Origin of the sequence: Priestia megaterium, assembly GCF_009497655.1 — a bacterium.
GTDB classification, from domain to species: domain Bacteria; phylum Bacillota; class Bacilli; order Bacillales; family Bacillaceae_H; genus Priestia; species Priestia zanthoxyli.
In genome coordinates, this window is the sequence record NZ_CP023317.1 from 2,729,570 (window position 1) to 2,756,217 (window position 26,648).

Below are 26,648 nucleotides of genomic sequence, written 5' to 3' on the forward strand. Positions count from 1 at the left end.
GATCGTTTCTTCTATCTATTGGATTTATATCATACAAAAAAGCAGCTGTATGGGCAGCTGCTTTTTTGCTATAGTCAATTTTGCACGGTATAGTCTTCTCCTAGCCATTTTGTGCTGAGTTTTTTTAACGTCCCGTCTTTTTTCAGCTTTTTAATCGATTGGTCGACTTCCGACTTTAACTTTTCGTCTTTTTTGTTAAACATAAAATACACTTTTGAATTAATCACAATATCTCCAACTGTTTTTTGCTGAAATTTCAGCGCTTGATTACTAAAGTCGATGGAAAATGGTGTCGCAAGCGTAGCATCTGCCCGGCCTGTTTTTAATTGAGTTGTGGCATCATCAGCACCTTGACCAGCGTAAACTACATCGATTTTATTACCATGTTTTTGATTGTATTTGTCTAGATAGACAGCCGCATTGCTTGTAGCTCCTACAATCATTTTTTTACCTTCTAAATCTTTTAAGGAATGAATATCATCTCGAGTTTTAGGGACCGTTACATAAAGCGGAGAATAATTATATGTTTCATCATTAAATAAAAACTTTTTCTTTCGCTCAGCGTTCTGAGCCATGTTATGAGCAATCATATCAATTTTATTACTTTCTAAGCTAAGAAGCAGATTTGAAAATTCCATCGTTTTAAATTCAAATTTATAATCCTTTAACTCTTTGTCGATCGCTCTTACTACTTCTACATCATAACCGGTCAGTTTGCCTTTATCATCAATAAAGCAAATGTTAGGAAACTGAGTGCCTGTTCCAACAACAATCGTTTGAACATCTTTTTCTTTCTTTTCTCCCGCACTTGGAGATGCGTTTGTTCCGCATCCTGCCACGCTCACAGCTACTACAATTGAAAGTAAAAACAGCCAATATTTTTTCATACGTTCCTCCCCTGAATCCCTCTATTATGTAATAAAAAGAGGCTCTTGATAAAGCATCTGCTTCATCAAGAGCCTCTGGTTAACCAGTGGGCTTACTTCGTGTAAGATTATTCACATCATAATACTAGTTAACCGATAAATCAAGTAGGTTTTAGAAAAAAGATTATCTTGACAGCTCAGTGTCTACCGCTTAAGATACAACTAATAAAACAATAAAACTACATATCTACCAGTCAACTGGAGGCAAATGGACACGACAATACGTGTACGTTTGCTTTTTTTATTGTCGTCCAGCATTTTATCTTTTGGAGGTAAAACGTATGAAATTTGCTTTATTTAGTCTTATTCAAAATATCCAGAACCCGGTTACTGGAGAAACATTAACTGCTCAAGAAAAGTTTCAGCATGTGTTAAATCAAGCAGTGCTGGCAGAAAAATTAGGTTTTGATGCTTACGGAGTCGGCGAAAGACACGGAGCTCCTTTTTTGTCTTCTTCTCCTCCCGTTGTTCTAAGTGCAATCGCTGCTAAAACGTCGCACATTCGTCTTCTTACTACCGTTACCGTTCTAAGCATTTTAGATCCTGTACGAGTAGCTGAAGATTACGCAACGCTTGATCACCTGTCGGGTGGACGCCTTGAACTGATTATTGGAAAAGGCAATGATCCCCGTCATTATCCGCTTTTTGGCATTACAGAAGAAGAACAATGGGAGTCTCTTGCTGAAAGATACGCTCTTTTAAAACAGCTTTGGACAGAAGAAAATGTCACGTGGAGCGGCCGTTATCGTCCGCCTTTAACTAACGTTACGACTCAGCCTCGGCCGTTTCAGCCTTCTATTCCCGTTTGGCATGGAAGCGCGTCAAGCCCGCTGTCTACAGAACTTGCAGCTAAATACGGAGAGCCGCTATTTTCATCCAATTCCTTTCACCCTCAGGCTAAATATAAAGCGCTGATTGACCACTACCGGGAACGTTTTGCTTATTATGGCCATGACCCACGCAAGGCCATCGTCGGTTCGGGGGCTAGCAGCCTATATATCTCTGATACAACGGAAGAAGCGATTCGCCGCTATCGTCCATACTATAACGCATTTAGCAATACAGAAGCAGCCAAGCTTAATCAATCGCCATTCACATCACTAGAAGACATCGTTCAACACGGCCCTGCTTTAGTAGGAAGCCCAGAGCAAATCATTGAAAAAATAATAGACTATCACTATGCTTATGGAAACGAAGTGCTGAGCATCAGCGTAGACGGTCTAAGCGAAGCAGAGCAGCGCGAACAGCTAGAGCGCTTTGCAAGTGATATTGCACCTGTTCTTCGAAAAGAAATTCCCGGCAGCGTGTGGGAAAATGAAAAAAGAGGCCAAGGCCAAGATATAACGAAATGAATCCAACCTAAAGACGAACAAATCAGATACATGAGCTGGACCGCTTATGACACCGCCGTTGATTTCCGTGCGAGGCTTCGCTTTCCGCGGGCGCTAGAAGAACCTATACACATAAAATTCACGTTCACCATCACACTATGAAAAAATCCGAACTAATTGGATTCTCCATCAAGAATCTCAATTAGTTCGGATTTTCTTCAACTAAATTACTTTTGTCCCAACCACTTTTTAATTTAGATACAATTCACACGTTTAGTTTACTCACTTTTAAACTAATAAACCACTCTGGTTAAGAAGCCTGCGTGTCTGTGTCGTAAATATTGGCCGTTACTTCGCTTCTTTGACAAAGTAAGATGAGCAGCCAAATGCCTCCGATAACTGGAACAAAGTTAATTAAATACCACCAGCCGCTTCTTCCTGTATCATGCAGTCGGCGAACAGTAACGGCAAGTGAAGGCAGAATCATTGCTGCTGCGTATAACCATATTAAAATAGGTGCAAAGACTGTAAGTGAATCAATGAAAATAAATATAAATGGAACAAGCGCAAAGATATAACTAAATAATGTAAACATCCAATACTCCGTACGCGTTGCTCTCCCTCGAAACGTTGCATAATTTTTTAACGCTTTTATATACCAGTGCATTTTTAAACCCTCTCTTTATTTATTAAATTATCTAACGGTTAAAACCTACGCAACTTTATTTGGTACATCAAAGCGATTTACCTGCTCCTCACTTTCTAGACATAGAAGAATGAGCAGCCAAATACCCCCGATAATTGGAATAATGCTAATGAGTTGCCACCAACCGCTTTTTCCCGTGTCATGCAGGCGGCGCGCTGTCACAGCAAGTGATGGGATTAGGACTGCCACAGCGTAAATTGTAAACAAAAATGTAGGCTTCTCTGTCATGAATTCAATAGCTGAAAGCACGCAAGAAATAATAAAATTAAATAAGACAAACATCCAATACTCTGTACGTGTTGCTCTTCCTTGAAACGTTGCATAATTTTTTAGCACATGTAAATACCATTTCATACAAAAACCTCCTTTTTAAACCGAATATTGTAAGACAAGCTTACTAGCAGTAATTACCTTAGCATACAAAAAATTATTTTCATATCCTATTTTTTGAAAACATTCCAAATAGTAATATAGATATAGGAGAGAGATGGATAATATTTAGTATTAAATACCCAAAAATCCCACAATAAAAACCATTTTATACCTATAATTACTTTTAATTAATAAAATGTTCTTTTATAACAAAAAAAAAAAAAAACTGCCGTGTCAATAAACACGGCAAACGCTATCTTTACTTATGTTCGGTAAAAGTAAGGTCCACATGAACTTTCATGCGTGATCACATAAGTCCACGTAAAATCTTTATCCACCACGTATAAATCTTCTAAATACATATTTGTATTTTCACTTAAATCATCAGTTGTTAAATGCTTACATTTAGATAGCTGCAGCACTCGTTCATCATGCTCAAACAACAAATAACAGTCGTTCTTAACTTGGTGCTCAAACGCTTGAACCGCTTGTTCTCCTTGTAAACAAGGTAGCTTTTCATAGCTAAACGCATGCCATAAAAATTGGTCCATATAAATTTTCTTTTTTTGCGATGCGCTTAAAGCATCTGCAAATTCATTTTCCCACCGCTTCCGGAAGAATTCACCTTGATTCGATAATTTTTTAACAAACATTCCTTTTTTCTTTAACGCATCTTTCATTTTCACTGTGCTTTCTCACCCTTTATTCTGTATTCATTTCTTTTTATCGGCTTCTTAGCTTATTTGTACATTAGTACCTATGCGTTAGATTCCTTGTTTTTTGACTAAACTTATTTTATAAAACGCCGGCTTTAACGTGTACAAAAACAACACAATCGTACTTAAAAGCATAATCAGGCTTCCACCAACTACAGCTCCTTGAATTGAAACAATGTGTGCAGCCATTCCGCATAGAAAGGTCATCATAATAATCAGGAGTGACTCAAGCAGTCCATAGATACTTCCTACTCTTCCCATCATGTCAACGGGAATGCTGTTTTGATAAAAGGTTTGAAAACCAGCACTTGCAAAAGCTAACGCAAAAGATAAGCTAAAAAATCCTGTTCCCATGGTTTGAAAAGAAGACGAACACGCGTACAGCAAATAGCCAAGCGATACTCCTACACTGCCGGCGCCTATGAGAAAGTTCGCCGACAGCTTCTGAGCCAACAGTGTATTCACAACTGCGCCAATCATAATGCCAGCGCCTGCTACGCTTACTAAAAATCCGTATTCGCTTTCGGATAAATGAATGACTCTTGTTGCAAATGAAACTTCAAGAGAATCAATTGCCGTGGCCATGACCATTAAGAAACTGAACAATACATAAATGGTGATAATGTATCTGTTGGCTCTACTGAAGCGAATCACCGCTTTCCAATCTTCTCGAATGGTGTTTACAGAGAGTTTATTTTCTTTAGTTTCTGTTTTTGTATCTAAGTTCGGCATTAATAAAGTAACCATTCCAGACACCACGAGCGCTGCAGCATTGGCATAGATAGCAAACACAGGCGTTCCAATCATAAATAACGCACCTGCTGCGGCCGGACCAAGAAGAAAGCCTCCTGAGTCAATCAAACTGCGCAGTGAATTAAATCTTTTTCGCTTTTCAGTTGGAATAAGCTTTGTGATATAGACCATCGATGTCGGGCGAAACATCGAACTTGCCATACTGATGATAAATACCAGCGCATAAATGATAAGGATGGATGAGAAAAACGGAAGGCAAACAATAATTCCGGCGCGCATCCAATCTAAAAACAGCATCAGCTTCCGTTTGTTCATGCGGTCAATTAAGCTTCCAGACCATATATTTGTACATAGCGCAGCAAGCGGCTTTATCATGTATAGTCCTGAAACCGCAAGCGGCGAATTCGTCATATCAAGCATCATGACATTTAAAGCAATTAAATAAATCCAGTCGCCGATATTGCTAGTGCCAATTCCAAACAGCAATAAACACGGGTATTTCCAAGACAACAGCTTATTTTTCATAAAAGAAAGGCCTCCGCTTCATTATTGATTTTTGCCAATAAAAAAATCCCACCCCCAAGACATCTGTCTTAGGGGCGAGATTATAAATCGCGGTGCCACCCTAGTTTGTTCATATGTCGCCATATAAACCTTATCGAGTACGGCTTTCGCTTATACTCTAGCTTTGTAACGGAAGCAGCCGTCGCACTATCACGTTAGATCCAATGCGCTGCTCAGAGGCTTGTTTCAACAGCGTTTTTCTTGCTCCTTTTCAGCTTCCGGAGCTCTCTGCTAAGAATACGCGCTGTCTACTTTTCTCTTCACGGCATTTAATTTCTAACATCTTACCATTATTATCTATTTTTTGTAAATACTTTATTTCAAAATCATTTTTTTCGGCTGAGAAAAGAATAGTCGATATCCTACGTATACAAAATAAATGATGGAAGCTACCAACACAATTCCCCACATATTGTACATATCTTTATTTCCCCATACGCCCGTTAGCGAAAACAGCGCTGGGATTGTTAAGGTCACCCAAGACTGTACAATCGCCACTTTCCCTACATATGCAGATACATCTTTTTTGCTCGTATTAAGCACATAAAATAAAAACCATAAAAACGACCAAAGAATCCATGTAATGGCATTCACTACGTCATGATAGTGAACAAGAGAAACCGTAACGTACACTAAAGCGATAATCGATACCCAAAGTGAATAATAGCCCAGCCCCGTTCCCTGCATTCCTTTTAATACCGTCACGCCTACATATAAATACGTGAGGCCAAATAAAAAGATTGCCGTTCTTTCATATAAAATCCAGTTGCTTTGGTCTGACGTAATAATTAAATAAAACGGAGCAATAACTTGAAAAGCTCCAACAAATAGGTTAAATACGCCTACATTTTTTTCATCTGCTTTTCCAAGCAGCATCAGTCCGTTTAAAAATAAAGCTGCACCTGACAGCAATAGTCCAATTTGATCCATTTTTCAGTAAGAAAAGCCCCCAGCTTTTCTTGTCCTCCTCTGTGTCGATGTTTTTCTTTAGGATGTGCGGAGTTACGGTTTACATGTAAAAAAGAAAAAGCAATTCCTTTTGAAAAGGAAACTGCTTTTCTTTCTGTTTCTATTACACTTATAAAATGAAGCTGACAACAATCGCTGACAATACGCTTACAAGCGTAGCTCCATACAGTAAACGAAGACCAAAGCGCGCTACTGTATTTCCTTGCTTTTCACTTAAGCCTTTAACCGCTCCTGACACGATTCCAATTGATGAGAAGTTAGCAAATGATACTAAGAATACGGATACAATTCCAAGTGTTTTAGCACTGAATGTTGAAGCCATATCTGAAAGACTCATCATTGCCACAAATTCATTTGTTACAAGCTTTGTTGCCATAATTCCACCCGCTGCCACAACTTCTGAAGCAGGAACACCCATGATGAATGCAAACGGTGCAAACACATAGCCAAGCAGATGCTGGAACGACAGACCAAATAACATTTCAAACACGTTATCAATCGCAGCCATCAGCGCAACGAAACCAATTAGCATCGCACCTACGATAATTGCTACTTTAAATCCATCCATAATATATTCGCCAAGCATTTCGAAGAACGTTTGCTTATGACCAGTTTGTACTTCTAAAATATCTTCTTGATCCGTTACTGTGTAAGGGTTAATGATAGAAGAAATAATAAATCCGCCAAATAAGTTAATCACAATTGCTGTTACCACGTATTTTGGTTCAATCATTGTCATATAAGCACCGACAATAGACATTGAAACAGTCGACATAGCTGATGCACAAAGCGTATATAAACGGTTTGGCGGCAGTTTGTCTAGTTGCTTTTTAACGGTAATAAATACTTCTGACTGACCTACAATTGCAGAAGCTACTGCGTTATAAGACTCTAATTTTCCCATTCCGTTAATCTTACTGAGAACCAACCCAATCCATTTCATAATGAACGGAAGAATTTTAAAGTGCTGCAAAATCCCGATTAAGACAGAGATAAAAACGATTGGAAGCAGCACGTTTAAGAAAAACGGCATTGATCCTTTATTCGCGATTCCGCCAAATACGAACTCTACGCCTTCATTTGCGTATGAAAGCAGCTTTCCAAAAACGCTGGCAATCGCATTAATAATAATCAAGCCAAACTTTGTGTTTAGAAGTAAAGCTGATAAAAGAAGCTGAATCACAACCATAATAACGATTGGTCTATATTTGATTTCTTTACGGTTATTACTTGCAAGATACGCTAATCCAAAGACAACGAGTAATCCTAAGATGCCAATTAAATATTTCATAGTATCCTCCACTGCTTACTTATTTTTGTAAGTCTTTTGATGAAAAATAGCCTGGTAAGATTTCGTTAATGTTTGTAATCACAAAATCTCCTTTTAGGTTTGCTAAGATAATTTGTGTGTGATCATCACAGAACTCAGCTAATACTTGTCTGCATGCGCCGCAAGGAGAAATTGGGCCGTCCGTATCTCCTACAACTGCAATAGCTGAAAACTGCTTGTCCCCTTCTGAAACAGCTTTAAAAATAGCCGTTCGCTCAGCACAGTTCGTCAATCCATAGGAAGCGTTTTCAATATTGCATCCACGATAAATCTTCCCATCGGTTGTTAAAAGAGCTGCACCAACATGGAAGTGAGAATACGGTACATGTGCTTGTTTGCTTGCTGCGATTGCTTCATCTATTAATTGTTTTGGCTCCACCGTCATCATCCTTTGCTTAGTTTACAGCAGGTTAGCTAGTACTAACCTGCTGTCATTTATTAATAATCAGAGTTGCTTAATTGACCTTTTGCAATTGATACGCCAGAGCTTGCACCAATACGTGTTGCACCTGCTTCAATCATTGCTTTTGCATCTTCTAAGCCGCGAACGCCGCCAGAAGCTTTTACACCTACATCCGGTCCAACCGTTTTTCTCATAAGCGCTACGTCTTCTACCGTTGCGCCTCCTGTTGAGAAGCCCGTTGACGTTTTAACAAAATCAGCTCCAGCTTTTACAGCTAGCTCAGAAACTTTTGCTTTTTCTTCGTCAGTTAAAAGAGCTGTTTCAATAATTACTTTTACTAGCGCTTTTCCTTTTGCAGCATCTACTACTGCTTGAATGTCGCTTTGCACTAAGTCATAGTTTTTATCTTTTAATGCGCCGATGTTGATCACCATATCTACTTCATCTGCACCGTTTTCGATTGCATTTGTTGTTTCGAATGCTTTTACTGCTGAAGTCGTAGCTCCAAGAGGGAAACCGATTACCGTACACACTTTTACTTCTGGAGCATCTTTTAATAACTCAGCTGCTTTTTTTACCCACGTTGGATTTACGCAAACTGAAGCGAATGAATATTCTTTTGCTTCTTGTGCTAAAACCGTAACTTGCTCTTCTGTTGCATCTGCTTTTAATAATGTATGATCAATAATACCCGTAATGTTTTGACTCATTTTGTTCTTCCTCTCTCTTTCTTAATGAATTTCTTTATAAATTAACGTTGGAGCTTCTACTTTTTCAGCGACCGTGCTGTAAGAATCATAAACGATATCCATCACTTCTTGTACATCTTCGCTGTTGCTGTGGATTGTAACAAGAGAGTCGCCTTTTTTCACTTGGTCTCCAACTTTTTTATTAAGCATGATACCAACTGCTAAGTCGATTTCAGATTCTTTTGTTGCACGTCCTGCACCTAGCTTCATTGCTGCTACGCCAATTTTTTCTGCAACGATTTCTGAAATGTAGCCATCTTCTTTTGCTGGCACTTCAATTTTGTGCGCTGCATCCGGTAATTTAGACGGATCGTCTGCCACAGAAGCGTCTCCGCCCTGTGCGCTTAAGAATGTTTTAAATGATTCTAATGCTTTTCCGTTCTTAATTACTTCTTGAAGCATTGCACGCGCTTCGTCTAAGCTGCTTGCTTTTTCAGCAAGTACAACCATATGACTTCCTAATGTTAAGCAAAGCTCCGTTAAATCTTCAGGGCCTTCGCCTTTTAACGTGTCGATTGCTTCTTTCACTTCAAGCGCATTACCAACCGCAAAACCTAGAGGCTGGCTCATATCTGAAATGATTGCTTTTGTGTTTCGGCCTACGCCTTTTCCGATTTCAACCATTGCTTTTGCTAATTCTTCAGCGTCTTCAAGCTTCTTCATGAATGCGCCGTTCCCCGTTTTCACGTCCAAGCAAATGGCATCTGCTCCAGCCGCAATTTTCTTACTCATAATTGAGCTTGCAATTAACGGAATCGAATCAACCGTTGCTGTTACATCACGAAGCGCATAAAGTTTTTTATCCGCTGGCGTTAAGTCTCCGCTTTGACCGATAACGGCAATTTTATTTGTATTTACTAAACGAATGAATTCTTCGTTTGTAATTTCAACGTGGAAGCCAGGCACTGCTTCTAGTTTATCAATCGTACCGCCAGTGTGTCCTAAGCCGCGGCCAGACATTTTGGCAACCGGTACATCAACCGCAGCTACTAAAGGTCCTAATACAAGTGTTGTTGTATCACCTACGCCGCCTGTGCTGTGTTTGTCTACTTTAATACCTTCAATTTTTGATAAGTCAATTTGATCGCCTGATTCAACCATTGCTTGCGTTAAATTTACGCGTTCTTCCTGCGTCATTCCTTGAAAGTAAATCGCCATCGCAAATGCCGATAGCTGATAATCAGGTAAATCCCCTTTTGTATAACCTTCGATAATAAAATCGATTTCTGCTTTATTTAATTCATGTCCATTACGTTTTTTTTCAATTAAGTCAACCATTCTCATGACGTTTTCCCCCTAAAAGTATCTGCATATTGTGCATCCACTAAAACGTTTTCAACAACTTACACCCTTACTATATAATAGCTTTGAACAATTGTAAACAGATATATTTACATTTGTTCAAAAATATTTATAGCCGCTGTTTTAGTGAATAAAAAAAGACTTCCGCACTCGGAAGTCTTCCCTTATTTTTCAGCTTTTATCACAAATGACAATACGATTCTGTACTTATTCTTTACCTTTTTATAAGGAATTAATACATATGGCTGATCAGGGGGTGTAAATTGTTCAATTCCTTTTTGATTAGCATCAGGAGAAAAATACATTCTTCCCCACCGTTTAATGATATAGCCCGTGGTTCCTTTGGCAATCACTCCGTCTTTTGAAACGTCCCCTTGAAAAGGATACCGGTTTCGCTGTGCCTGCAGAGACGACACGGAATAAGATACAATATCTTCTACTATTTCAATTCGATGAAGCTTTTGCTCTTGAAAAAACAGCGTCTTCATCTCCTTTACTCTTGTTTATCTAATAAAAAGCGCGCCGTGAACTGATCAGTAACGAGTACATTTGCAAATTTCCCTTGCAGCGCTCCGTAAATGCTGTCGATTTTCTGATCCCCGCCAGCTACTAAAATGGCGTACTCTTTCTTCTTCAGCTCCTCCAAATCAAGTCCAAGCGTCCGTTCATCCAGGCTTTCATTGCAAATTTGTCCATCTTTATCAAAAAAGCGTGAACAAATGTCTCCTACGGCTCGCGAAGAAATCATCTCTACATCTTGCTCAGAAAAGTAGCCAAGCTGAAAAAGCAGCGAATCCGTTTTAATGGGTCCCGTAGTAAACACGGCAATGTTGGCTTGCTTGCCTAAATCTAAAATGCGCTTAATATGACGATCCGTTTCCATTGCTTTTTTGACTACCACGTGATCGACAATCACAGGCAGAGGAAGATGCATAGGAGGCGTATTGTATGCCTTTCCAAATAAGTACATAATTTCAGAAGCATACGTGCTCGTTTCCGAATGGCTTACGCCGCCTTTTAACTGCACAACCTGCACGTCATTCACATACTTTTGTTTTAAATCGATGGCCACTTGATAAAGAGTTGTTCCCCACGTCACCCCAATAATATCTCCATCTTTTACGATGTCATAGAGATAGTCAGCTGCTGCCACGCCTAGATGACTTTTAATAATGTGATTTTCATATTGAGGCACCGGTGTGACGATTGCTTTTTTTAGATTGAATTTTTGTTCAAGCTGAGAAGACAATTTTTCACTATTGATAGATGAATCCACAATTTTAATTTGAACAATGCCTTCTTCTTTTGCTGTCTGCAGCAATCGAGAAACCGTAGGCCTCGATACACCAAGTTTTTTTGCAATTTCACTTTGATTATAATCAAGAATATAATACATCCTTGCCGCTTCAATCACCTTATTAAATTTCTCTTGATCCATCTCCATCGACTTGTTCTCCCTTACCTCATGAATTTCTTATCCCAATTTTACCAAACTTATGTCTTTAGTTTACTTGTTTGGTGAACAAAATTTCAAGAGGGGATTTTGTAACTGAGATGAAAAGAGAAATACTCGGGTTTAAGGAGACCAGTTTTCTACGTATCCATTCATTCCAGCATACTCATAAAGAGCTTCTAACTTACGCTCCGAATAATAGTTAAAATCATTGTGAACTGCTGTTAATTTAAGATTCTCATTACGAACAAACATCTTCTCAAGATATAAGCTCTTAGCAAGTTTATTGCTCTTTTTTGTGTTGCAGCTTTGACAGCTTAGCACCAAATTCCACATATTATCTGATTGGATATAACTCCATGGAATAAAATAATCTACATGAGTAGCGATGCGTTTATCAGAAAGAACTTTCCCACAATAAAAACATTCTTTTGTTTCATATTTCCAAAGGATGTTATAGAATGCATGCAGCGATTCGCGTTTTGATATATTTTCCACTTTCAACAAGACATCTTCCAACTTATTTTTGTCATTATGCTTTTCTAAAAATTTCGCCAAATGATAATTGGTTAAATGAGTAACAATTTGTCTATATTTTTGTAAAAAAAATATATACTGCTATTAAACTTTATGTATTCTGTTCTTTTATCAAACTCATAAACAGAACCTTCCATATCTCCATATAACGCCCCTACTACATACCTTGCCCCCACTTTTTTAGTTCTTTCTACTAACTGCAATTGAAGATTACTTGGTAAACGATCAAATACTACTTTATTGGGGACACCATGCATTAACTGAAATTCCTTTAACTCTTTTTGAATTCCAGCTTGTCTGTTGGACGTATTTAATTGATTTAAATCATGATGAATAACCAAGTTCCAATATATTTTAGCAAATGAAAAATACACTTGATCAAACGTGAGGACTAACCGATTGTCAACATTATATAGGTTTTCAATTAAAGCTTTCATCAATCCATATTTATATGTTGTGGTAAAGTGACCATTAGCGAAAAATTGATTAATGATCTTCCAAATTTCTTGTTCTGTTAAATAAGTTTTTTTTATTTCTCCTACTTTTAAATTGAAACTCACCTGCCACCGCTCGCTCCTTCCACTATTGCACCACCAAACTACGCTTCTTCTGTTTCCACTAAATAAATTCGACCATCAAACTTCCCGCGCTCCTCCGCCTTCTCCTCACGCACTTTCTCAAGCTGTTCTGGCGTGGCCCCGTGCACAGCTGCTAGCGCGTGCATAACTTCCAGTAAATCTGCGAGTTCTTCAATGGCATCTTGATGCGTTTGGGCTTCTATGTATTCTTGAAGCTCTTCTTTTGCCTTTTCCTTCAGCTCATTTTGATACTCATCTCGCTGCAGCACGCGTGGTTTGAAGGTGTTTCCACTTTTTTCAATAATTGTGGGAATTTTATCTCGCACTAGCTTGTTATAAGTAGGCATTATTTTTTCCTCCCTCTCTTACCTTTCTAGTAAACTAGTATTTTTCAAATTCTGCTTGGTTTCCGTTAAACACATTTAAATCAATAAACGTTTCTTTACCTTTATAGCCGCTGGCACTCATTGCATTTGGAATTACCCAGCCTATACTCCATAGTAGAAATATAAAACTTACAAGAGCGGCTAATATAACTCCTACGGCAAGAAATCTGTTCTTCTTTTGATTTTCTTTATCTATTGTGTTTACCCCCTTTTTTAGAAAATACTTCTAATATTCTAACATAAAAAGGATTTTTCAAAGCAAAAGAGCCTACCAGTCTTTATTTGGAAATATAAAAAAACCACCTAAAATCAGGCGGCTCTTCTTTTATGCTGCGTCTTCAGATGGTTCATTATCTTTGGCTGCTTCTATAAGTAAGAAAATAGCCGTTAAGATGTGCATGATCATGCCGACAATTGGAATCCACGCAATAGCAGAACAGACAATTCCCATGATATGCCCTGTCCGAACTTTGTTTGTTTTAATCGCAAATACTAAACCTACAATATGCAATGCGAGCATTAAAATAAGCGGCGTGTAGGCTAGGCCAATAACCAAGGTCCCGCCTAGAATTGGAATCCCCCAAAGAGCCTCTAATCCTCCGCTGACCCATTTCAATATACGACTTGTTTTTCCCAATGTATCCTCCCCCTTTGTCTTCAATGTATGCACAGAAGTTTTGTTTCTGAACGGTTGTATATGAAAAAAGTGGTAAAAATACGTGTACTAAAAATAAATCGATAGTCCCATATAAAGATACGTTTTTATACGGGACTAGTGTAGTAGTGGAAAATGAATGAGAGGAAAAGGCTTTGTTTTACATGTAATAACGAGGAGCTCTTCGTCGAGAGAATGAAGTAAACATCAACAAAGAAGCCGAACTCAAAATGTAAGCTCGGCTTTTTCTTATATGATAAATAGAAGTATTATAAAATGTTTTTTGTATTAGTGTTCTCGACTCTTCTCAAATTTTTCAACAGCCTCAAAATCAAGCTCGGCTGATATCCAATCGCCTTTTTCCGGGAATTCTAGATTTCGAACGACTATTTTATTCGGCCCTTTTTTTTCTAAAATTTTCGCCTGGCAGTTTTTGTACATAACTACTTCTCGTTCTTTGATATCTGTCCACAACAAGTGCAGAACCCCTTTCAATTTTAAGAAGTTAATATTTCGAAACACTGTTTTACATTTTATTATATTTTTTTGGATTTGTTAATTTTTTTGTCTTGTTTTTCATAAAAAAATGATCGAAACGCTTTTTTCCACTACAATATACCCAAAATATCTTTTAACCTTTAAATATTTATGGTATATTTTTAAAATTGTATTACAAGTTTTTTGTTTTTGCCTTTTCGTTTCTCCTCTTTTCTTCTTTTTACATATTCATAATAGACATATCAATCTATACTAATACGTATCAAGGTTTAAAAGTTCAAAAATATCTTAACATACTAAAAAGCATTGGCTTGTCCCACTAGAAAGCCAATCGAATTTACAAAAACTCCACCGAAAAAACTAGAAGCCTTTAGCCATACAAAAGACTACTTTTACTGCATTTATATTTTAATGAATACTAACAACACAATTTGAGGTGCCAACAATGAACGTATTGACAAACGCTATAATTATCTTATTAGCTTATTTAATTGGGTCAATTCCTTTTGCTTTAGTGATTGGAAAGGGCTTTTACAAAACCGATGTTCGCAAGCTCGGAAGCGGTAACTTAGGAGCTACTAATACCTTTCGCACTTTAGGAAAGAAAGCAGGTATTATAGTATTGATCGGCGATATAGCAAAAGGCTCGCTAGCCGTCTGTTTGCCGCTTATGATGAATAGTCACTTGCATATGCTTGTCCCTGGATTTATTGCTATTCTTGGACATAGCTATCCGATTTTTGCAAAGTTTAAAGGAGGAAAATCTGTAGCGACTGCCGCTGGTGTATTCCTTGCATTTTCACCATTAGCTTTCATTCTAGGGATTCTTGCTTTTTTAATTTCTCTCAAAATTTCTAAATACGTATCCTTATCTTCACCTATTGGCGCATTGGTTGCCTTTTTAGCATCAATTTATGTAGGTGATGTTGTACTAATCGTATTTGCAGCCGTTATTTTTGTTTTCATTACATGGAAGCATATTAAAAACTTCAAACGAATTAAATTGGGTACAGAGCCTAAGGTTAATTTTTAAACGTACTAAAGTTAGTAATCTTTAAATGATGTTGCCAAAAAGGTGTTCATGAGTTGAACACCTTTTTTATTATTTTAGTACGTCTTGTCCCAAGATAGACGTAAATTATGAAATTTCTTTAAAAATGCTCTTGATTATAGAGTAAACAATACACTTTACTGCTTCCTATATCTCATTTTGTAATTTGATATTTACTATTTAACCACCTTAAAACGATGAGTGTTAAGGCACCAGCAGCTAAATATAAGAAGCCTCCAACTTCTATTACATAGCCAAAAGGTGGAATAAGCTTTGGTAAAAAAACCATCCCTGCAAGAGAAATAAAAATTAAGACAAAGAGTAGAAAAAAGTCCTTAATCTTATTCGTAATTTTGTAAACAGATTTTTGTATCCATTTTAAAAGCAGAAAAACATCAAGAGAAATAATAGCTGCAACAATAACAAAAGTGACGATTGCCGTTCCGATATAAACAGTCTGGCTGCTATCCTTAACATAATGTACAACAATATTTCCTATCCCGCTTACTATAGCCATCAAGCTTGCAAGCTGTAACAATAAAAAGCTTATAAAAAAAGCAGTGCTTTTTAAGGGTTCTTTAGGTAACTGTTTAATCATTTCATCACAGTACGTCTTAAGGTTCTCTCCAAACACCTCTTCAGCACGCTTCCCTTCCGCTTGTGCGTCAATAAGGTGATCTAAAAGCTCCATCAATAACTCTTCAGCCTGCTGTTCAGAAACTGACACACTCGTTCGAATGTAAACAAGCATATTATCATAGTACTCTTCATTTTCCTTGGTCAGCTCTTTTCGCTTCTTATTATTTAATTTAATTAACTCCTTAGCGTTCATCGTAAAAACTCCTATTCAACAATTTATTTACAGGGTTTTGAATGTTGATCCATTCCTCTTGGATTTCACATAATGCGCTCTCGCCAGATGCCGTAAGATGATAGTACTTTCGTTTAGGACCCGAAGGCGATGCTTTCATTTCTCCCTTTATTAATCCCTCCTTTTGAAGACGTAGTAAAATGGGGTAAATCGAACCTTCACTCACATCATTTAATCCATATTGTTGAAGCTTCTGGGATAGCTCATAGCCATAAACCGTTTCTTTTTGAATGATTGATAAGATACACCCTTCTAAAATTCCTTTTAACAATTGACTTCTCAAAGACATATCGATTTCTTCCTTTTCACTATCTTGTTATACAAGATACATTTTTAAAGCAAAGCTACCTTGCAAGACAAGATAGCTTTATATCATTCATAATAACCTATTTATGGTAAAGTATCAACAATTTATTTACTTTTTTTATTAAACCACTTAACATAGTAATCTTTTTAGTAAATTTGAATAAATAAATGAAACCTTTCCTCTCCACTAACCGTATACCTATCATGCACGTATTAGTTAAAGGAGGAAGACTTGTGCTAAAACGAATTTCACTGTTTATTTTCGTTAATATTTTAGTATTAATTACAATCACAACGATTACATCTTTATTAGGTGTTCAAAGCTATATGGGAAGCGGCGGTTACGGCGGCCTGCTGGCATTTAGCGTCATTGCCGGCTTCAGCGGCGCGATTATTTCTCTTATGATGTCACGCTTAATGGCAAAGTGGATGATGGGTGTTCAAGTTATTGATGAACGTTCCCCTCAAGGTGAATATGAACGATTTGTTTTAGAAGAAACTCACCGACTTGCATCTGTGGCAGGATTAAGAAAAATGCCTCAGGTCGGAATTTATCACTCGGCGGAAGTTAATGCTTTTGCAACAGGGCCAAGTAAAAGACGCTCGCTTGTTGCCGTTTCAAGCGGAATGCTGGAACGAATGGACCGCGATGCGATCAGCGGCGTTATCGCTCACGAAATAGCGCATATTAAAAGCGGTGATATGGTCACAACTACGCTTCTGCAAGGAGTATTAAATACATTCGTTATTTTCTTCTCTCGTTTAGTAGCCAAAGCGGTGTCAAACTTTGTGCGAGAAGAGTTTGCGATGGTTGTTTATTTCCTTACATCGATTGTATTTGAGATTCTCTTTAGTATTTTAAGCAGCCCAATTATTTTCTGGCATTCAAGAAGACGTGAATTCAAAGCTGATGAGCTTGCAGCTAAACTCGGCGGCAAGGAAAAAATGATTTATGCATTAGAATCGCTTCGTCATACTACTTCATTAGTAGATGACCGTCAAAAATCAATTGCCGCTTTTAAAATTAGCGGTAAAGAAAAATTCTCACGCTTATTTTCTACTCATCCACCGCTTGAAAAACGCATTGAGCGCTTGCATTCACTATAAGCAAAAGAAACCAGCTTCTTTATGGAAGCTGGTTTTTTTATGTTATGACTGAGGAGCAAGTACGCGTGCAGCTTCCCACAGTAAGACGCCGTCTTTATTTTTTGTTAATTCCACGTAGCCTTCTTTTTCAAGATACGTAAGCTGGCCGTACACCTCTGAGAAAATAAAGTCAGGTGCTTTTTGATACATATCCGGGAAAAATGCAGCGCTGACTTCAAGCGTTGTTTTCTTTCCTTCCCCCATCGCTTGTAACACGCGCAGCGCCCATTTATGCTGCTTTTGAATGCGTTCCATAATTAAAGAGTGAATGTCACTAAGCGGTTCACCATGTCCGCTATAAATCAAATCAATGTCGTAGTTCAACGTTTTTTCTAGAGACGCTAAGTAGTCCAGTAGCGGCGTTGGCTTGGGATTTTGAATGGTTGGCTCTAAATACGGGTTTGACGGTACTTTTGGCAAAATATGATCTCCGCCAAACGCAACTTTTTCTTTGCGATTGTAAAACATCAGCTGACTTAACGAATGTCCCGGTGCTTCAATTACTTCCCACTCACTCGCATACGGAAGTGTATCTCCTTCTTTTAAATAGCCTGCCAGCTTCTGCCCTTTAGGTGAATAAACTTGAATCGCAGCCGTTGCTTTACGAAGCCATTCTTCCATTACATCATCACTGACTCCAAACTCCATAAGGAAATTACGATATAGCTCATTATGCTGCTGAACAAACTCTTCATCTTGGAAAATCCAAGGCTCCACAAGCTTATGGCCGTAAACCGGTATATCACTCGGCAGCCATTCTAAAAATCCAGTGTGATCCGGATGCTGATGAGTAAGAATAACTTGTTCAATATCTGTTACTTTATATCCTTCTTTACGAAGCGCCTCTTCAAAAACGCTCCACGCTTCTTTGGTTTTCATACCTGCATCAATTAACGTTAACTTGTCTGCTTTTAATAAAAACACATTCACTGGTCCAATTGGAAATGGCGTAGGCAGTTCAATGCGTATCACTTTATGATCTAAACTCATTTTACCAAACCCCTATATCTGCATTCTTTTTACTTTTTTATACTGTTAAACGTCTTATTCTTTTAATTAGTCAATTTCCTGCTAACGTCTACCTGTAAAAGTACTCTGAGGAGCAGTCATTACATAGCTCTTTGCACTCGTACAAACAGTCACATAAACTCATACTATTAATAGTTTAGCAGGTTTGAAGACAAATTGATAAAGGAATGCTTTCCAGTGTACTTATTTAAAGCAAACGAATGGTTCATCAAACGAAAAAAGTAAGATAGAATAAAGAGACGAAATGATGATATAAGGAGTATAGGTTATGATTAAAGCGATTTTTCTTTTTATCTTAGCAGGTCTTGCTGAAATTGGCGGAGGCTATTTGATTTGGCAGTGGCTGCGCGAAGGAGCATCAAGCTGGTTAGGACTTCTGGGCGGTATTGCTTTGGTGCTGTACGGCGTCATTGCTACGTGGCAGTCGTTCCCCGACTTTGGACGTGTATATGCAGCTTACGGCGGTATTTTTATTGTTTTAAGCCTGTTTTGGGCATGGTGGGTTGATAAAAAAATGCCCGATACATACGATTGGATTGGCGGACTTGTGTGTCTGATTGGCGTAGCGGTTATGCTTTGGCCAAGAAGTTAAGTAATCACACAGGAAAGAGCGCGCTTTTTCCCCTTTTGTTCAGAGGAACCAAAATAAAAAGTAGCCTATATATTGGCTACTTTTTATTTATCACTTGTTGAATCTGCCGAAAAAGCCTTTTCTTTTTTCCTTAAACGTATTAGGTCTATGTAAATTAAATAAGTGTTCGATGCCATTTTCCATCATCTTTTCTAGCAAAGCTTCTTGTCCATGCTGGAAATAGTACTCCATTTCTTCTTCATACAAAGGGAGAAGCGTATGGAAATAGACTGGCCACTCTCCGTGGGTTTCTTTTCCGTTTTCAAGATACGGCATCATAAATGCCTCTTGGCACTGCGGCAAAGGAGGCACGACCATAACACCACAAAAGCCGCTTTCTGGTGAATACGGTTGAACCTGTAATGGCAGCTTCACTTTTTCACCTATTAACGTTCGTTCATAGGTATCCACGTAGCGATCCAGCTCTTGATTTGGAAACACCATCCACTGACCAATCCAATTCATATGGTTTACCGCAAAGCTTCCTACTTGATGCATGACTTGTGGAATCCAGCTGTACCGTTTATCTTCAAACGGATCTTGATCTGCATGCATCACCAGTTCAACGTACGCGCTGTCTAATCCAGGGGGTGCCGGCAGGCGAAGCGTACTATAACCATGTGTTGCTACCGTATAAAACGGCACTGATTCTGTAGGAGCCATTTCATAAAAAGCTGCCTCTGTCACCTCAGCTGACTCTGCTTCAACACGGCGGATAATCGGCCCATAATATGCTTGTAAGTGAGCTTCCACATCCTCATCGAGCGATTCGCGAACAAATGGATTTAACTCTTCAACTGAAGCTTCTGCTTCCTGTGATGACCATACTTCATAGAAAGTAAAACCGGTTAAATCACTTCGAAGAATATAATCGCGTACGTCATCTGATACATAAATTTCTTGAGAGATTATTGGAAAATCTCCGAAGCGATGCTTGGTTGATTTTGTACGGAAAATATGACTCTTTTTCAATTCGTTTTCTATAAATGCTATTTGTTCAAAACCGCCAAACTTATTAGGTATTGAATTGTCATAATCAATACATTCTAAAATATTTGTAATATTAATTGCATAATAGTTCTCGTCATTGTGAACTAACCGTAGTATTTCAGCACTGTCTGTTAAATAACTGCCTAAATGCTGAGTAGCCTTTTCTGAGAAAATAGGGGGATTCGAACGCCCTTTATATGTTATGTAGTCCTTATACTCTCCTTCTTGAAAAGTTTCCATCGCAATAGATTCCCAGCTGTGCTGAAGTGACTCTCCCATAAGTCCCCTATCGAAAAGATCTTCATTCTTTTGTTTATTCTTTACTGTCAGTTGAACAGCTTCTTCGGTGCAATACATTTGCCATATTTTCATCAGATCACCTAGTTCTTCATTAAGCTTTTTATATGTACTTACACGCTCTTTTGCATGAGCAAGCAGCGAACTTGCTTCATACACTTTACCCATTAAATTCCCTCTTTTATCACTTTAATTAGAAAACCATCAAACTTTTTGTATTTAATCTAACTTTTCCCTATATTATCCATTATAAAGTTTCAGCTAACCTATCTAAATAGGAATATCTAACCTTTTATACACAATTAATTTCTATAAAAAGGATAAAGATACAAAAATATCATATCTTTGATTCCACAAAAAAGACAACCCAAAGGTTGTCTTTTCCATTACTTCAACTCAGCCCATCTTTTATCTAATGATTTTAACAGCTCATCTTCAGATGTTTGGCCGCCGATGTATTCTTGTACATCTGCTCCAAATTTTTGCGTTACGCCTTCAGGGAATTTTGTCCATTCCCAAGGAAGCGTTTTTTGCTCCTTAGAATATTTAAGAAGTTCTTCACCTAAAGGTCCGATGTCTTTTGCTTCGATTGACTTAAAGGCTGGAATGTACTTGAAGTCTTCTACTAGCGCTTTTTGACCTTCTTTAGATGTGACCATCCAGTTTAAGAAGTCTTTTGCTGCTTTTTTATCTGCCGCTGGTGCTTGTTTGTGAATAACCCAGTTGCTTGGAACGTCAATTGCAAGCTTGTCAGATGCAGCTGCATCGTCGCTTAGCGGCATAGGTAGAATCCCTACATCCATGTTCGGCGTAATTTTATCAAGCATTGGCTGAATCCAGTTTCCTTGCTGAATCATCGCTGCTTCACCGTTCGCAAATTTCGTTACTTGCGTGTTGTAGTCCGTCGTTAACGGATTTTTGTTTCCATATTTCACTGTTAAATCAAGCAGCTTTACATACTGTTTGAACTGCTCGTTTCCTGCAATTTTCGTACTGCCGTCATTTAATCCTTTAATAAATGCATCCGGATCTTTTTGACTGGCAAATGGAATGTTTAAGCCGTGGTTTCCAAGCACCCACCACTCGCCGTAGCCGATAGAAAATGGCGTAATACCGGCAGCTTTTAGCTTTTTAGCCGCTGCTTCTAATTCCGAATATGTTTTTGGAAGTTCTTTAATGCCTGCTTTTTTGAACAGTTTTTTGTTATATGTAAATCCATAGCCTTCAAGACTGATCGGCTGTCCATATACTTTACCGTCCATCGTCATTGGAGTAAGTGTGTTTTCGTACGCGTCATCAATCCAAGGCTGATCCGATAAATCTTCTAATTTATTTTTCCACGTTTTTGCCTCTTGATATCCGCCGTTTGTGAAAAGGTCGGGTGCATTGCCCGACGCAAACTGCGCTTTTAAGGCTGCTGCACCGTCAGCTCCTCCACCAACCGTTTGGATATTGAACTTCACGTTTGGATGTTCTTTTGTATATTGATCAGTTAGAGCTTTTAGCTGATCTGCAATTTCTACTTTTCCTTGAAATACGTCTACTACTACTTGATCTCCGCCGCTTTTTTTATTACCAGATGCGCTTTCGTTTGAACATGCGGTTGAAAATAAAAGCGTAGCCGATAAAACACCTACTGCTAAAGGCCATTTTTTCATTTTGAATGCCATTTTCTGTTCCTCCCTATTTGCTGCTGGTTTTGATGCCTCAGCCTCAAAACCAGCCCTGTTGCCGCTTCTATTATTTAATTGAACCGCTTGTAATTCCTTTAACAATGTGTTTTTGCATTGCAAAGAAGAAGATTAATAGCGGGATAATACTGATTACAAGTGCTGCTAGTGCTAAATCCCACTGCTTTGTATACTGACCAAAGAAGAAGAATGTCGCAAGCGGAATCGTTCTTAGCTCAGGATCTTGCAGAACAAGAGACGGAAGTAAGAAGTCATTCCAAATCCATAGGCTGTTTAAGATAACGACGGTTACTGTAATTGGCTTTAATAACGGGAATACAATTCTCCAGAATACGCCTAGACGTGAGCATCCGTCGATGATTGCCGCTTCTTCTAGCTCAACTGGAATTCCTTTAATAAATCCGTGGTATAAGAAAATCGTCATACCTGAACCGAAGCCTAAGTACATGATCACAATACCCCAAATGCTGTTTAACAGATTTAAGTTTCCTGCTACTTTTACAAGTGGAATCATGATGGATTGAAACGGAATAACCATTGCCGCTACGAATGCCATAAAGATAATGCTGCTGATTTTTTTCTTTGTTCGAACCAGCATGTAAGCTGCCATTGAACAGAAGATGACTAGAACTGCGTTACTGATAACAGTAATGATTAGCGAGTTGCTAAGCACCTTTAAGTAATTCATTTGGTTGAATGCATTAACAAAGTTTTGAAACTGAATCGTCGTCGGCAGTGCCGATGTGTTTGATAAAATTTCTGCAAATGACTTCAACGAGTTTGAAAGCACGTAATAAAATGGAACCAAGAACACCAGTCCAAGCAGGACTGCCAAAATTTCAACAATAAAGGTTTTGCTCGTATATTTGTTTCCCATCACGATTCAACCTCCTTCTTCTTGGTGTATGTTACTTGAATAATTGTAATTGCTGCTACGACGATAAAGAAAATTAAGGCTTTTGCTTCACCTAGACCGTATCTGTTATTCACAAATGCTTCTGTATAAATGTTAAGCGCTAACATTTCTGTTGATTTGAATGGACCACCGTTTGTTAATGATAAGTTGACATCAAATACTTTAAACGACCATGAAATCGTTAAGAATAAACAAACCGTTACTGCCGGCGCTACCATTGGAATTGTAATGTGACGAAGAATTTGCCATCTGCTTGCTCCGTCAATTTTTGCTGCTTCAATCAGCTCTTGCGGTACGTTTTGCAGTGCTGCTGTGTAAATAAGCATGATATAACCTGCTCCTTGCCATACACTTACAATCACGATGCCCCAAAATGCTGTTTTTGCGTCTCCTAACCAAGGAAGTTCAAAAAGTGAGATTCCCGTGATTTGTCCGATAGATGCAAATCCTTTTACGAAAATGAACTGCCATACAAATCCTAGTAAAAGTCCGCCAATTAAATTCGGCATAAAGAAAACCGTACGTAAAATGTTTCGTGTTTTTAACATTTGAGTAACAAGGATTGCTAACACGAACCCAACCACATTCGTTAAGATAATCGCAACGACCGTATATTTTGTTGTGATCCAAAACGACTGCTGAAACTGCTTATCTTCGGTGAACAAGTACTTAAAGTTATCAAGCCCCACCCAGTTAATCGTGCCATTTACTCCGTTCCAGTCTGTAAATGAGTAATAAATCCCTGTAAAAAATGGTATAAGTACAATCACACAAAACGCTAAAAGTGCGGGCCCTACAAATAGTGCAAATAAACCTACATTTTTCAAATTTTTACGTTTTTTCGTATTAATGGATGGTTCTCTTTTAAGTTCTTGCTTTAAAGGAACATATTCTGTCTCCTGTAATTTACTTTGGCTATTCATCTTACTAGCACCTCCCTATGTCTTATTTTAGCGAAATCCGTTATTTATGAAACCGCTTTAATTGACGAGTAGGGTGTAAAATATTGACCTTTGTGCAACATTTTCTCCCCTGTGCACATTTTACATACTTTTCTAAAGCATGAAAGAAATAAAAGAAAAAGCTAGAAGTGGACGACATATCTTCTTATCTTATACACTAGAAAAAAGATGTAGTTGGGAGGAACATACTCATGACAGCAAAACGAGCGCTAATTACAGGTGCCAATTCAGGAATGGGGCTGGCCACAACGATTGAACTAGCCAAAAAAGGATTCGAAGTCATTATGGTATGCCGAAATGAAGAAAGAGGAAATGCCGCTTTAGAAGAAGCGAAACGCCAAAGCGGATCGGATTCCATATCTCTTATGACCTGTGACCTAGGTTCTCTTGACAGTATCCGGGCTTTCAGTGAAGACTTTACGTCTCGCTACAGTGTACTTGATGTGCTGATTAATAACGCGGGCGTCGTGACAATTAAGCGGGAAACGACACAAGACGGATTTGAAATGATGCTTGGTGTCAATCATTTGGGTCACTTTTTATTAACTAATTTACTTTTAGATCCGCTGAAAAAATCTCAACAGGGACGCATTATAAACGTTGGATCCGGTGCTCATAAAGCGGGAAAAATAGACCTTAACAACCCTCACTTAACAACAGGATTCGGAATATGGCGAGGATACTCTCAGTCTAAATTAGCAAATAACTTATTTACGGTTCACTTAAGTAAAAAGTTAAAAGACACCTCTGTAACCGTAAATTGCCTTCACCCCGGAGCCGTTTCTACCGCTATCGGCGTTAATCGTCAAACGGGTTTTGGAAAAAGCGTTCACGCCGTGCTTCGCCCTTTCTTTTTAACACCTCTTCAAGGTGCCGAAACAGCTATTTATTTAGCAGACAGTCCTGAGGTGACGCATATTAGCGGCGCTTATTTTTATAAAAAACGCGTGACTCCTCCTTCTTCAAGAGCAAAAAATGAACGGCTTGCAGAAGAATTTTGGGACTGGAGTGCGCGCGAAGTTGGTTTATAAAGTAGATAGATACGCTTGGGAAAGAAAAAAGTAATGAAAAAAGGTCAGCTTTTCAGCTGACCTTTTCGTATTAAAAAAACGTTAGTCCTATAGCAAAAATAAAGCCTGATACAATTAAGGTCGTCACGCAGTAGCCCATTATATCGCGTGCTCCGAGCCCTGCGATAGCTAGTGCAGGTAGTGCCCAAAACGGCTGCGCCATATTCATCCATGCTTCTCCGTAAGCAATGGCCATTGCAGCGACTCCCGGATCTACGCCGAGCTGTTCAGCTGCCGGCATAATAAAAGGTCCTTGTACAACCCAGTGTCCTCCTCCTGACGGAACAAAAAAGTTCACAACGCCAGAACTTAAAAACGCAAGAAACGGAAATGTCGTTTCATTTGAAATCGAGATAAATGCGTTCGTTAGCTTCCCGCCTAAGCCTGATAGCTCCATCATGCCTTGAATACCTGCGTAGAATGGAAACTGAATCACAATCCCAGCGGTTCCTTTCGCAGCATTGGAAACGGCATTCATATAGGATAAAGGCGTGCGGTGAAGTAAAATACCCGTCGTAAAAAACAATAAATTCACTGTGTTGATATCCATTTTAAAACCGTTTGTAGCAAAATAATAAATTAAATATGAATACCCAAGAAGTGCAATTGTTAGACTTAAAAACCTGCTGTTTTCCATGCGTACAGCAAATGTTGGCTTAGAAGAAGTTGTCTCAACAACTGTAGCCGGAGCCATTTCATCTTCCGCCAACAGTCTTGGATCAATTTCTACCACTTCTTTTCCCGTCGGCATCATCAGTCTTGTCATAATAGGAAGGACAATTAATAATCCGAGGGTAATAAATAAGTTGTAGCCTGTAAAAATCGTGTCTGACAGCGGAATAAGTCCAGCCGTTTTTTCCATTGGGTTTCCAGGTGTAGCAGCAACAAGAGGAATCGAACCCGACAAACCTCCGTGCCATGTTAAAAACCCTATGTAAGCACAGGCAATTAAAAACCGGTAATCAGATCCCGGCACGCGTTTCGCTACTTCTTTCGCAAACAGCGCACCTACAATTAAGCCAAACCCCCAGTTAATCATACAGGCCATAGCTGCGCCGAGCGTGACCAGAATTACCCCTTGCGCCGGAGTTTTGGCTAACAGCGCTATGTTCACAAGCCACTTCTTTACAAGCGGCGAGCTAGCAAGCGCATGCCCTGTGACAAGCACCAAGCTCATTTGCATCGCAAATGCAAGAAGGTTCCAAAAGCCGCTTCCCCAAAACTGAACCATCTCAATCGGCCCGTGAGGAGTAAAAACAATACCTGATACAAATAAAATCAGCGTCAGGATTAAAGCAAATACAAACGGATCAGGTAAAAAACGCTGAACAAGCGCCGTGAAGAAATTAGATAACGCTTTCATTTTACTCCTCCTTTACAGGAATGCTCCTGTGAATAAATGTCGACAAGCATCTTTAATTATACATAATTTGTTGAAAATTGTTAATATTTAGTTTAAT

30 protein-coding genes and 1 other annotated feature are annotated in these 26,648 nt (G+C 38.6%); of the genes, 5 read left to right on the plus strand and 25 right to left on the minus strand.

The features are described from left to right. Positions 1-74 precede the first annotated feature (74 nt). Complete coding sequence (locus tag CEQ83_RS13740) at positions 75-887, minus strand: amino acid ABC transporter substrate-binding protein (RefSeq protein WP_155017321.1); 813 nt, start codon at positions 885-887, stop codon at positions 75-77. Positions 888-1,207: 320 nt separating this feature from the next. On the opposite strand from CEQ83_RS13740, the gene CEQ83_RS13745 reads away from it, so the two are divergent. Then, on the plus strand, positions 1,208-2,278 hold the full coding sequence (locus tag CEQ83_RS13745; protein ID WP_155017322.1) for an LLM class flavin-dependent oxidoreductase: 1,071 nt from the start codon (positions 1,208-1,210) through the stop codon (positions 2,276-2,278). A gap of 289 nt (positions 2,279-2,567) precedes the next feature. On the opposite strand, the gene CEQ83_RS13750 is transcribed toward CEQ83_RS13745, so the two are convergent. The 16 genes from CEQ83_RS13750 to CEQ83_RS13820 all read right to left on the minus strand — a co-directional run bounded on the left by CEQ83_RS13750 (position 2,568) and on the right by CEQ83_RS13820 (position 14,207). Continuing rightward, the gene (locus tag CEQ83_RS13750) at positions 2,568-2,924 is read right to left on the minus strand and encodes a DUF805 domain-containing protein (RefSeq protein ID WP_025751374.1); all 357 of its coding nucleotides are present in this window, start codon (positions 2,922-2,924) and stop codon (positions 2,568-2,570) included. A gap of 45 nt (positions 2,925-2,969) precedes the next feature. Next, the gene (locus tag CEQ83_RS13755; RefSeq protein ID WP_155017323.1) at positions 2,970-3,317 is read right to left on the minus strand and encodes a DUF805 domain-containing protein; all 348 of its coding nucleotides are present in this window, start codon (positions 3,315-3,317) and stop codon (positions 2,970-2,972) included. Positions 3,318-3,598: 281 nt separating this feature from the next. Then, entirely contained in the window at positions 3,599-4,021 is a 423-nt protein-coding gene (locus tag CEQ83_RS13760; protein WP_115654163.1) for a DUF4275 family protein, read from the minus strand. Positions 4,022-4,099: 78 nt separating this feature from the next. Beyond that, entirely contained in the window at positions 4,100-5,329 is a 1,230-nt protein-coding gene (locus CEQ83_RS13765) for an MFS transporter (RefSeq protein WP_155017324.1), read from the minus strand. A gap of 67 nt (positions 5,330-5,396) precedes the next feature. After that, positions 5,397-5,641, minus strand: a binding site (T-box leader). A 42-nt stretch (positions 5,642-5,683) separates the two neighbouring features. After that, entirely contained in the window at positions 5,684-6,298 is a 615-nt protein-coding gene (locus CEQ83_RS13770; RefSeq protein WP_098196627.1) for an AmiS/UreI family transporter, read from the minus strand. Positions 6,299-6,446: 148 nt separating this feature from the next. After that, the gene (locus CEQ83_RS13775; protein ID WP_028412960.1) at positions 6,447-7,628 is read right to left on the minus strand and encodes a NupC/NupG family nucleoside CNT transporter; all 1,182 of its coding nucleotides are present in this window, start codon (positions 7,626-7,628) and stop codon (positions 6,447-6,449) included. Between the two features lie 19 nt (positions 7,629-7,647). Continuing rightward, positions 7,648-8,046: a cytidine deaminase gene (locus CEQ83_RS13780; protein ID WP_013057475.1), complete on the minus strand. Its 399-nt coding sequence runs from the start codon at positions 8,044-8,046 to the stop codon at positions 7,648-7,650. Between the two features lie 59 nt (positions 8,047-8,105). Further along, positions 8,106-8,780 carry a deoxyribose-phosphate aldolase gene (gene deoC / locus CEQ83_RS13785; RefSeq protein WP_014459662.1) on the minus strand — a complete coding sequence of 225 codons (675 nt, stop codon included), beginning with the start codon at positions 8,778-8,780 and terminating at the stop codon, positions 8,106-8,108. A 21-nt stretch (positions 8,781-8,801) separates the two neighbouring features. Beyond that, the gene (locus CEQ83_RS13790; protein WP_016764541.1) at positions 8,802-10,103 is read right to left on the minus strand and encodes a pyrimidine-nucleoside phosphorylase; all 1,302 of its coding nucleotides are present in this window, start codon (positions 10,101-10,103) and stop codon (positions 8,802-8,804) included. Between the two features lie 182 nt (positions 10,104-10,285). Further along, a complete protein-coding gene (locus CEQ83_RS13795; RefSeq protein WP_140451470.1) occupies positions 10,286-10,609 on the minus strand; it encodes a hypothetical protein in 324 nt (107 codons plus the stop codon). A 5-nt stretch (positions 10,610-10,614) separates the two neighbouring features. Beyond that, entirely contained in the window at positions 10,615-11,559 is a 945-nt protein-coding gene (locus CEQ83_RS13800) for a DNA-binding transcriptional repressor DeoR (protein ID WP_026106623.1), read from the minus strand. Positions 11,560-11,697: 138 nt separating this feature from the next. Continuing rightward, the gene (locus tag CEQ83_RS27465) at positions 11,698-12,072 is read right to left on the minus strand and encodes an HNH endonuclease domain-containing protein (RefSeq protein ID WP_223546674.1); all 375 of its coding nucleotides are present in this window, start codon (positions 12,070-12,072) and stop codon (positions 11,698-11,700) included. 71 nt (positions 12,073-12,143) lie between these two features. Further along, complete coding sequence (locus CEQ83_RS27470; RefSeq protein WP_223546103.1) at positions 12,144-12,671, minus strand: hypothetical protein; 528 nt, start codon at positions 12,669-12,671, stop codon at positions 12,144-12,146. Positions 12,672-12,709: 38 nt separating this feature from the next. Then, a complete protein-coding gene (locus CEQ83_RS13810) occupies positions 12,710-13,036 on the minus strand; it encodes a nucleoside triphosphate pyrophosphohydrolase (RefSeq protein ID WP_155017325.1) in 327 nt (108 codons plus the stop codon). Positions 13,037-13,400: 364 nt separating this feature from the next. Next, entirely contained in the window at positions 13,401-13,712 is a 312-nt protein-coding gene (locus CEQ83_RS13815; protein ID WP_028412954.1) for a hypothetical protein, read from the minus strand. Between the two features lie 306 nt (positions 13,713-14,018). Continuing rightward, the gene (locus tag CEQ83_RS13820) at positions 14,019-14,207 is read right to left on the minus strand and encodes a hypothetical protein (protein WP_016764545.1); all 189 of its coding nucleotides are present in this window, start codon (positions 14,205-14,207) and stop codon (positions 14,019-14,021) included. 466 nt (positions 14,208-14,673) lie between these two features. On the opposite strand from CEQ83_RS13820, the gene plsY reads away from it, so the two are divergent. Beyond that, positions 14,674-15,261, plus strand: a complete 588-nt coding sequence (gene plsY / locus CEQ83_RS13825; protein ID WP_155017326.1) for a glycerol-3-phosphate 1-O-acyltransferase PlsY — start codon at positions 14,674-14,676, stop codon at positions 15,259-15,261. Between the two features lie 172 nt (positions 15,262-15,433). On the opposite strand, the gene CEQ83_RS13830 is transcribed toward plsY, so the two are convergent. Next, complete coding sequence (locus CEQ83_RS13830; RefSeq protein WP_014459654.1) at positions 15,434-16,111, minus strand: DUF1129 family protein; 678 nt, start codon at positions 16,109-16,111, stop codon at positions 15,434-15,436. Next, positions 16,101-16,439 (minus strand): PadR family transcriptional regulator, encoded by a 339-nt coding sequence (locus tag CEQ83_RS13835; RefSeq protein ID WP_028408974.1) that lies wholly within the window; start codon positions 16,437-16,439, stop codon positions 16,101-16,103. The genes CEQ83_RS13830 and CEQ83_RS13835 overlap by 11 nt, the downstream gene beginning before the upstream one ends. 251 nt (positions 16,440-16,690) lie before the next feature. On the opposite strand from CEQ83_RS13835, the gene htpX reads away from it, so the two are divergent. Beyond that, positions 16,691-17,563, plus strand: a complete 873-nt coding sequence (gene htpX, locus CEQ83_RS13840) for a protease HtpX (protein WP_014459652.1) — start codon at positions 16,691-16,693, stop codon at positions 17,561-17,563. A gap of 42 nt (positions 17,564-17,605) precedes the next feature. On the opposite strand, the gene CEQ83_RS13845 is transcribed toward htpX, so the two are convergent. Beyond that, positions 17,606-18,592, minus strand: a complete 987-nt coding sequence (locus tag CEQ83_RS13845; RefSeq protein ID WP_155017327.1) for an MBL fold metallo-hydrolase — start codon at positions 18,590-18,592, stop codon at positions 17,606-17,608. Positions 18,593-18,899: 307 nt separating this feature from the next. On the opposite strand from CEQ83_RS13845, the gene CEQ83_RS13850 reads away from it, so the two are divergent. Continuing rightward, entirely contained in the window at positions 18,900-19,223 is a 324-nt protein-coding gene (locus tag CEQ83_RS13850; protein ID WP_014459650.1) for a YnfA family protein, read from the plus strand. A gap of 90 nt (positions 19,224-19,313) precedes the next feature. On the opposite strand, the gene CEQ83_RS13855 is transcribed toward CEQ83_RS13850, so the two are convergent. The 4 genes from CEQ83_RS13855 to CEQ83_RS13870 all read right to left on the minus strand — a co-directional run bounded on the left by CEQ83_RS13855 (position 19,314) and on the right by CEQ83_RS13870 (position 24,079). Next, the gene (locus CEQ83_RS13855; RefSeq protein ID WP_155017328.1) at positions 19,314-20,717 is read right to left on the minus strand and encodes a suppressor of fused domain protein; all 1,404 of its coding nucleotides are present in this window, start codon (positions 20,715-20,717) and stop codon (positions 19,314-19,316) included. A 218-nt stretch (positions 20,718-20,935) separates the two neighbouring features. After that, positions 20,936-22,219, minus strand: coding sequence for an ABC transporter substrate-binding protein (locus tag CEQ83_RS13860; RefSeq protein ID WP_014459645.1), 1,284 nt, complete (start codon positions 22,217-22,219; stop codon positions 20,936-20,938). A 70-nt stretch (positions 22,220-22,289) separates the two neighbouring features. Next, positions 22,290-23,117: a carbohydrate ABC transporter permease gene (locus tag CEQ83_RS13865; protein ID WP_013057493.1), complete on the minus strand. Its 828-nt coding sequence runs from the start codon at positions 23,115-23,117 to the stop codon at positions 22,290-22,292. Beyond that, complete coding sequence (locus tag CEQ83_RS13870) at positions 23,117-24,079, minus strand: carbohydrate ABC transporter permease (protein ID WP_057244664.1); 963 nt, start codon at positions 24,077-24,079, stop codon at positions 23,117-23,119. The genes CEQ83_RS13865 and CEQ83_RS13870 overlap by 1 nt, the downstream gene beginning before the upstream one ends. A gap of 230 nt (positions 24,080-24,309) precedes the next feature. Between CEQ83_RS13870 and CEQ83_RS13875 the strand changes: the two genes are divergently transcribed. Then, entirely contained in the window at positions 24,310-25,149 is an 840-nt protein-coding gene (locus CEQ83_RS13875; RefSeq protein ID WP_155017329.1) for an SDR family oxidoreductase, read from the plus strand. A gap of 70 nt (positions 25,150-25,219) precedes the next feature. Here CEQ83_RS13875 and CEQ83_RS13880 read toward each other — a convergent pair whose 3' ends face one another. Next, on the minus strand, positions 25,220-26,551 hold the full coding sequence (locus CEQ83_RS13880; RefSeq protein WP_014459643.1) for a TIGR00366 family protein: 1,332 nt from the start codon (positions 26,549-26,551) through the stop codon (positions 25,220-25,222). Positions 26,552-26,648: the final 97 nt, after the last annotated feature.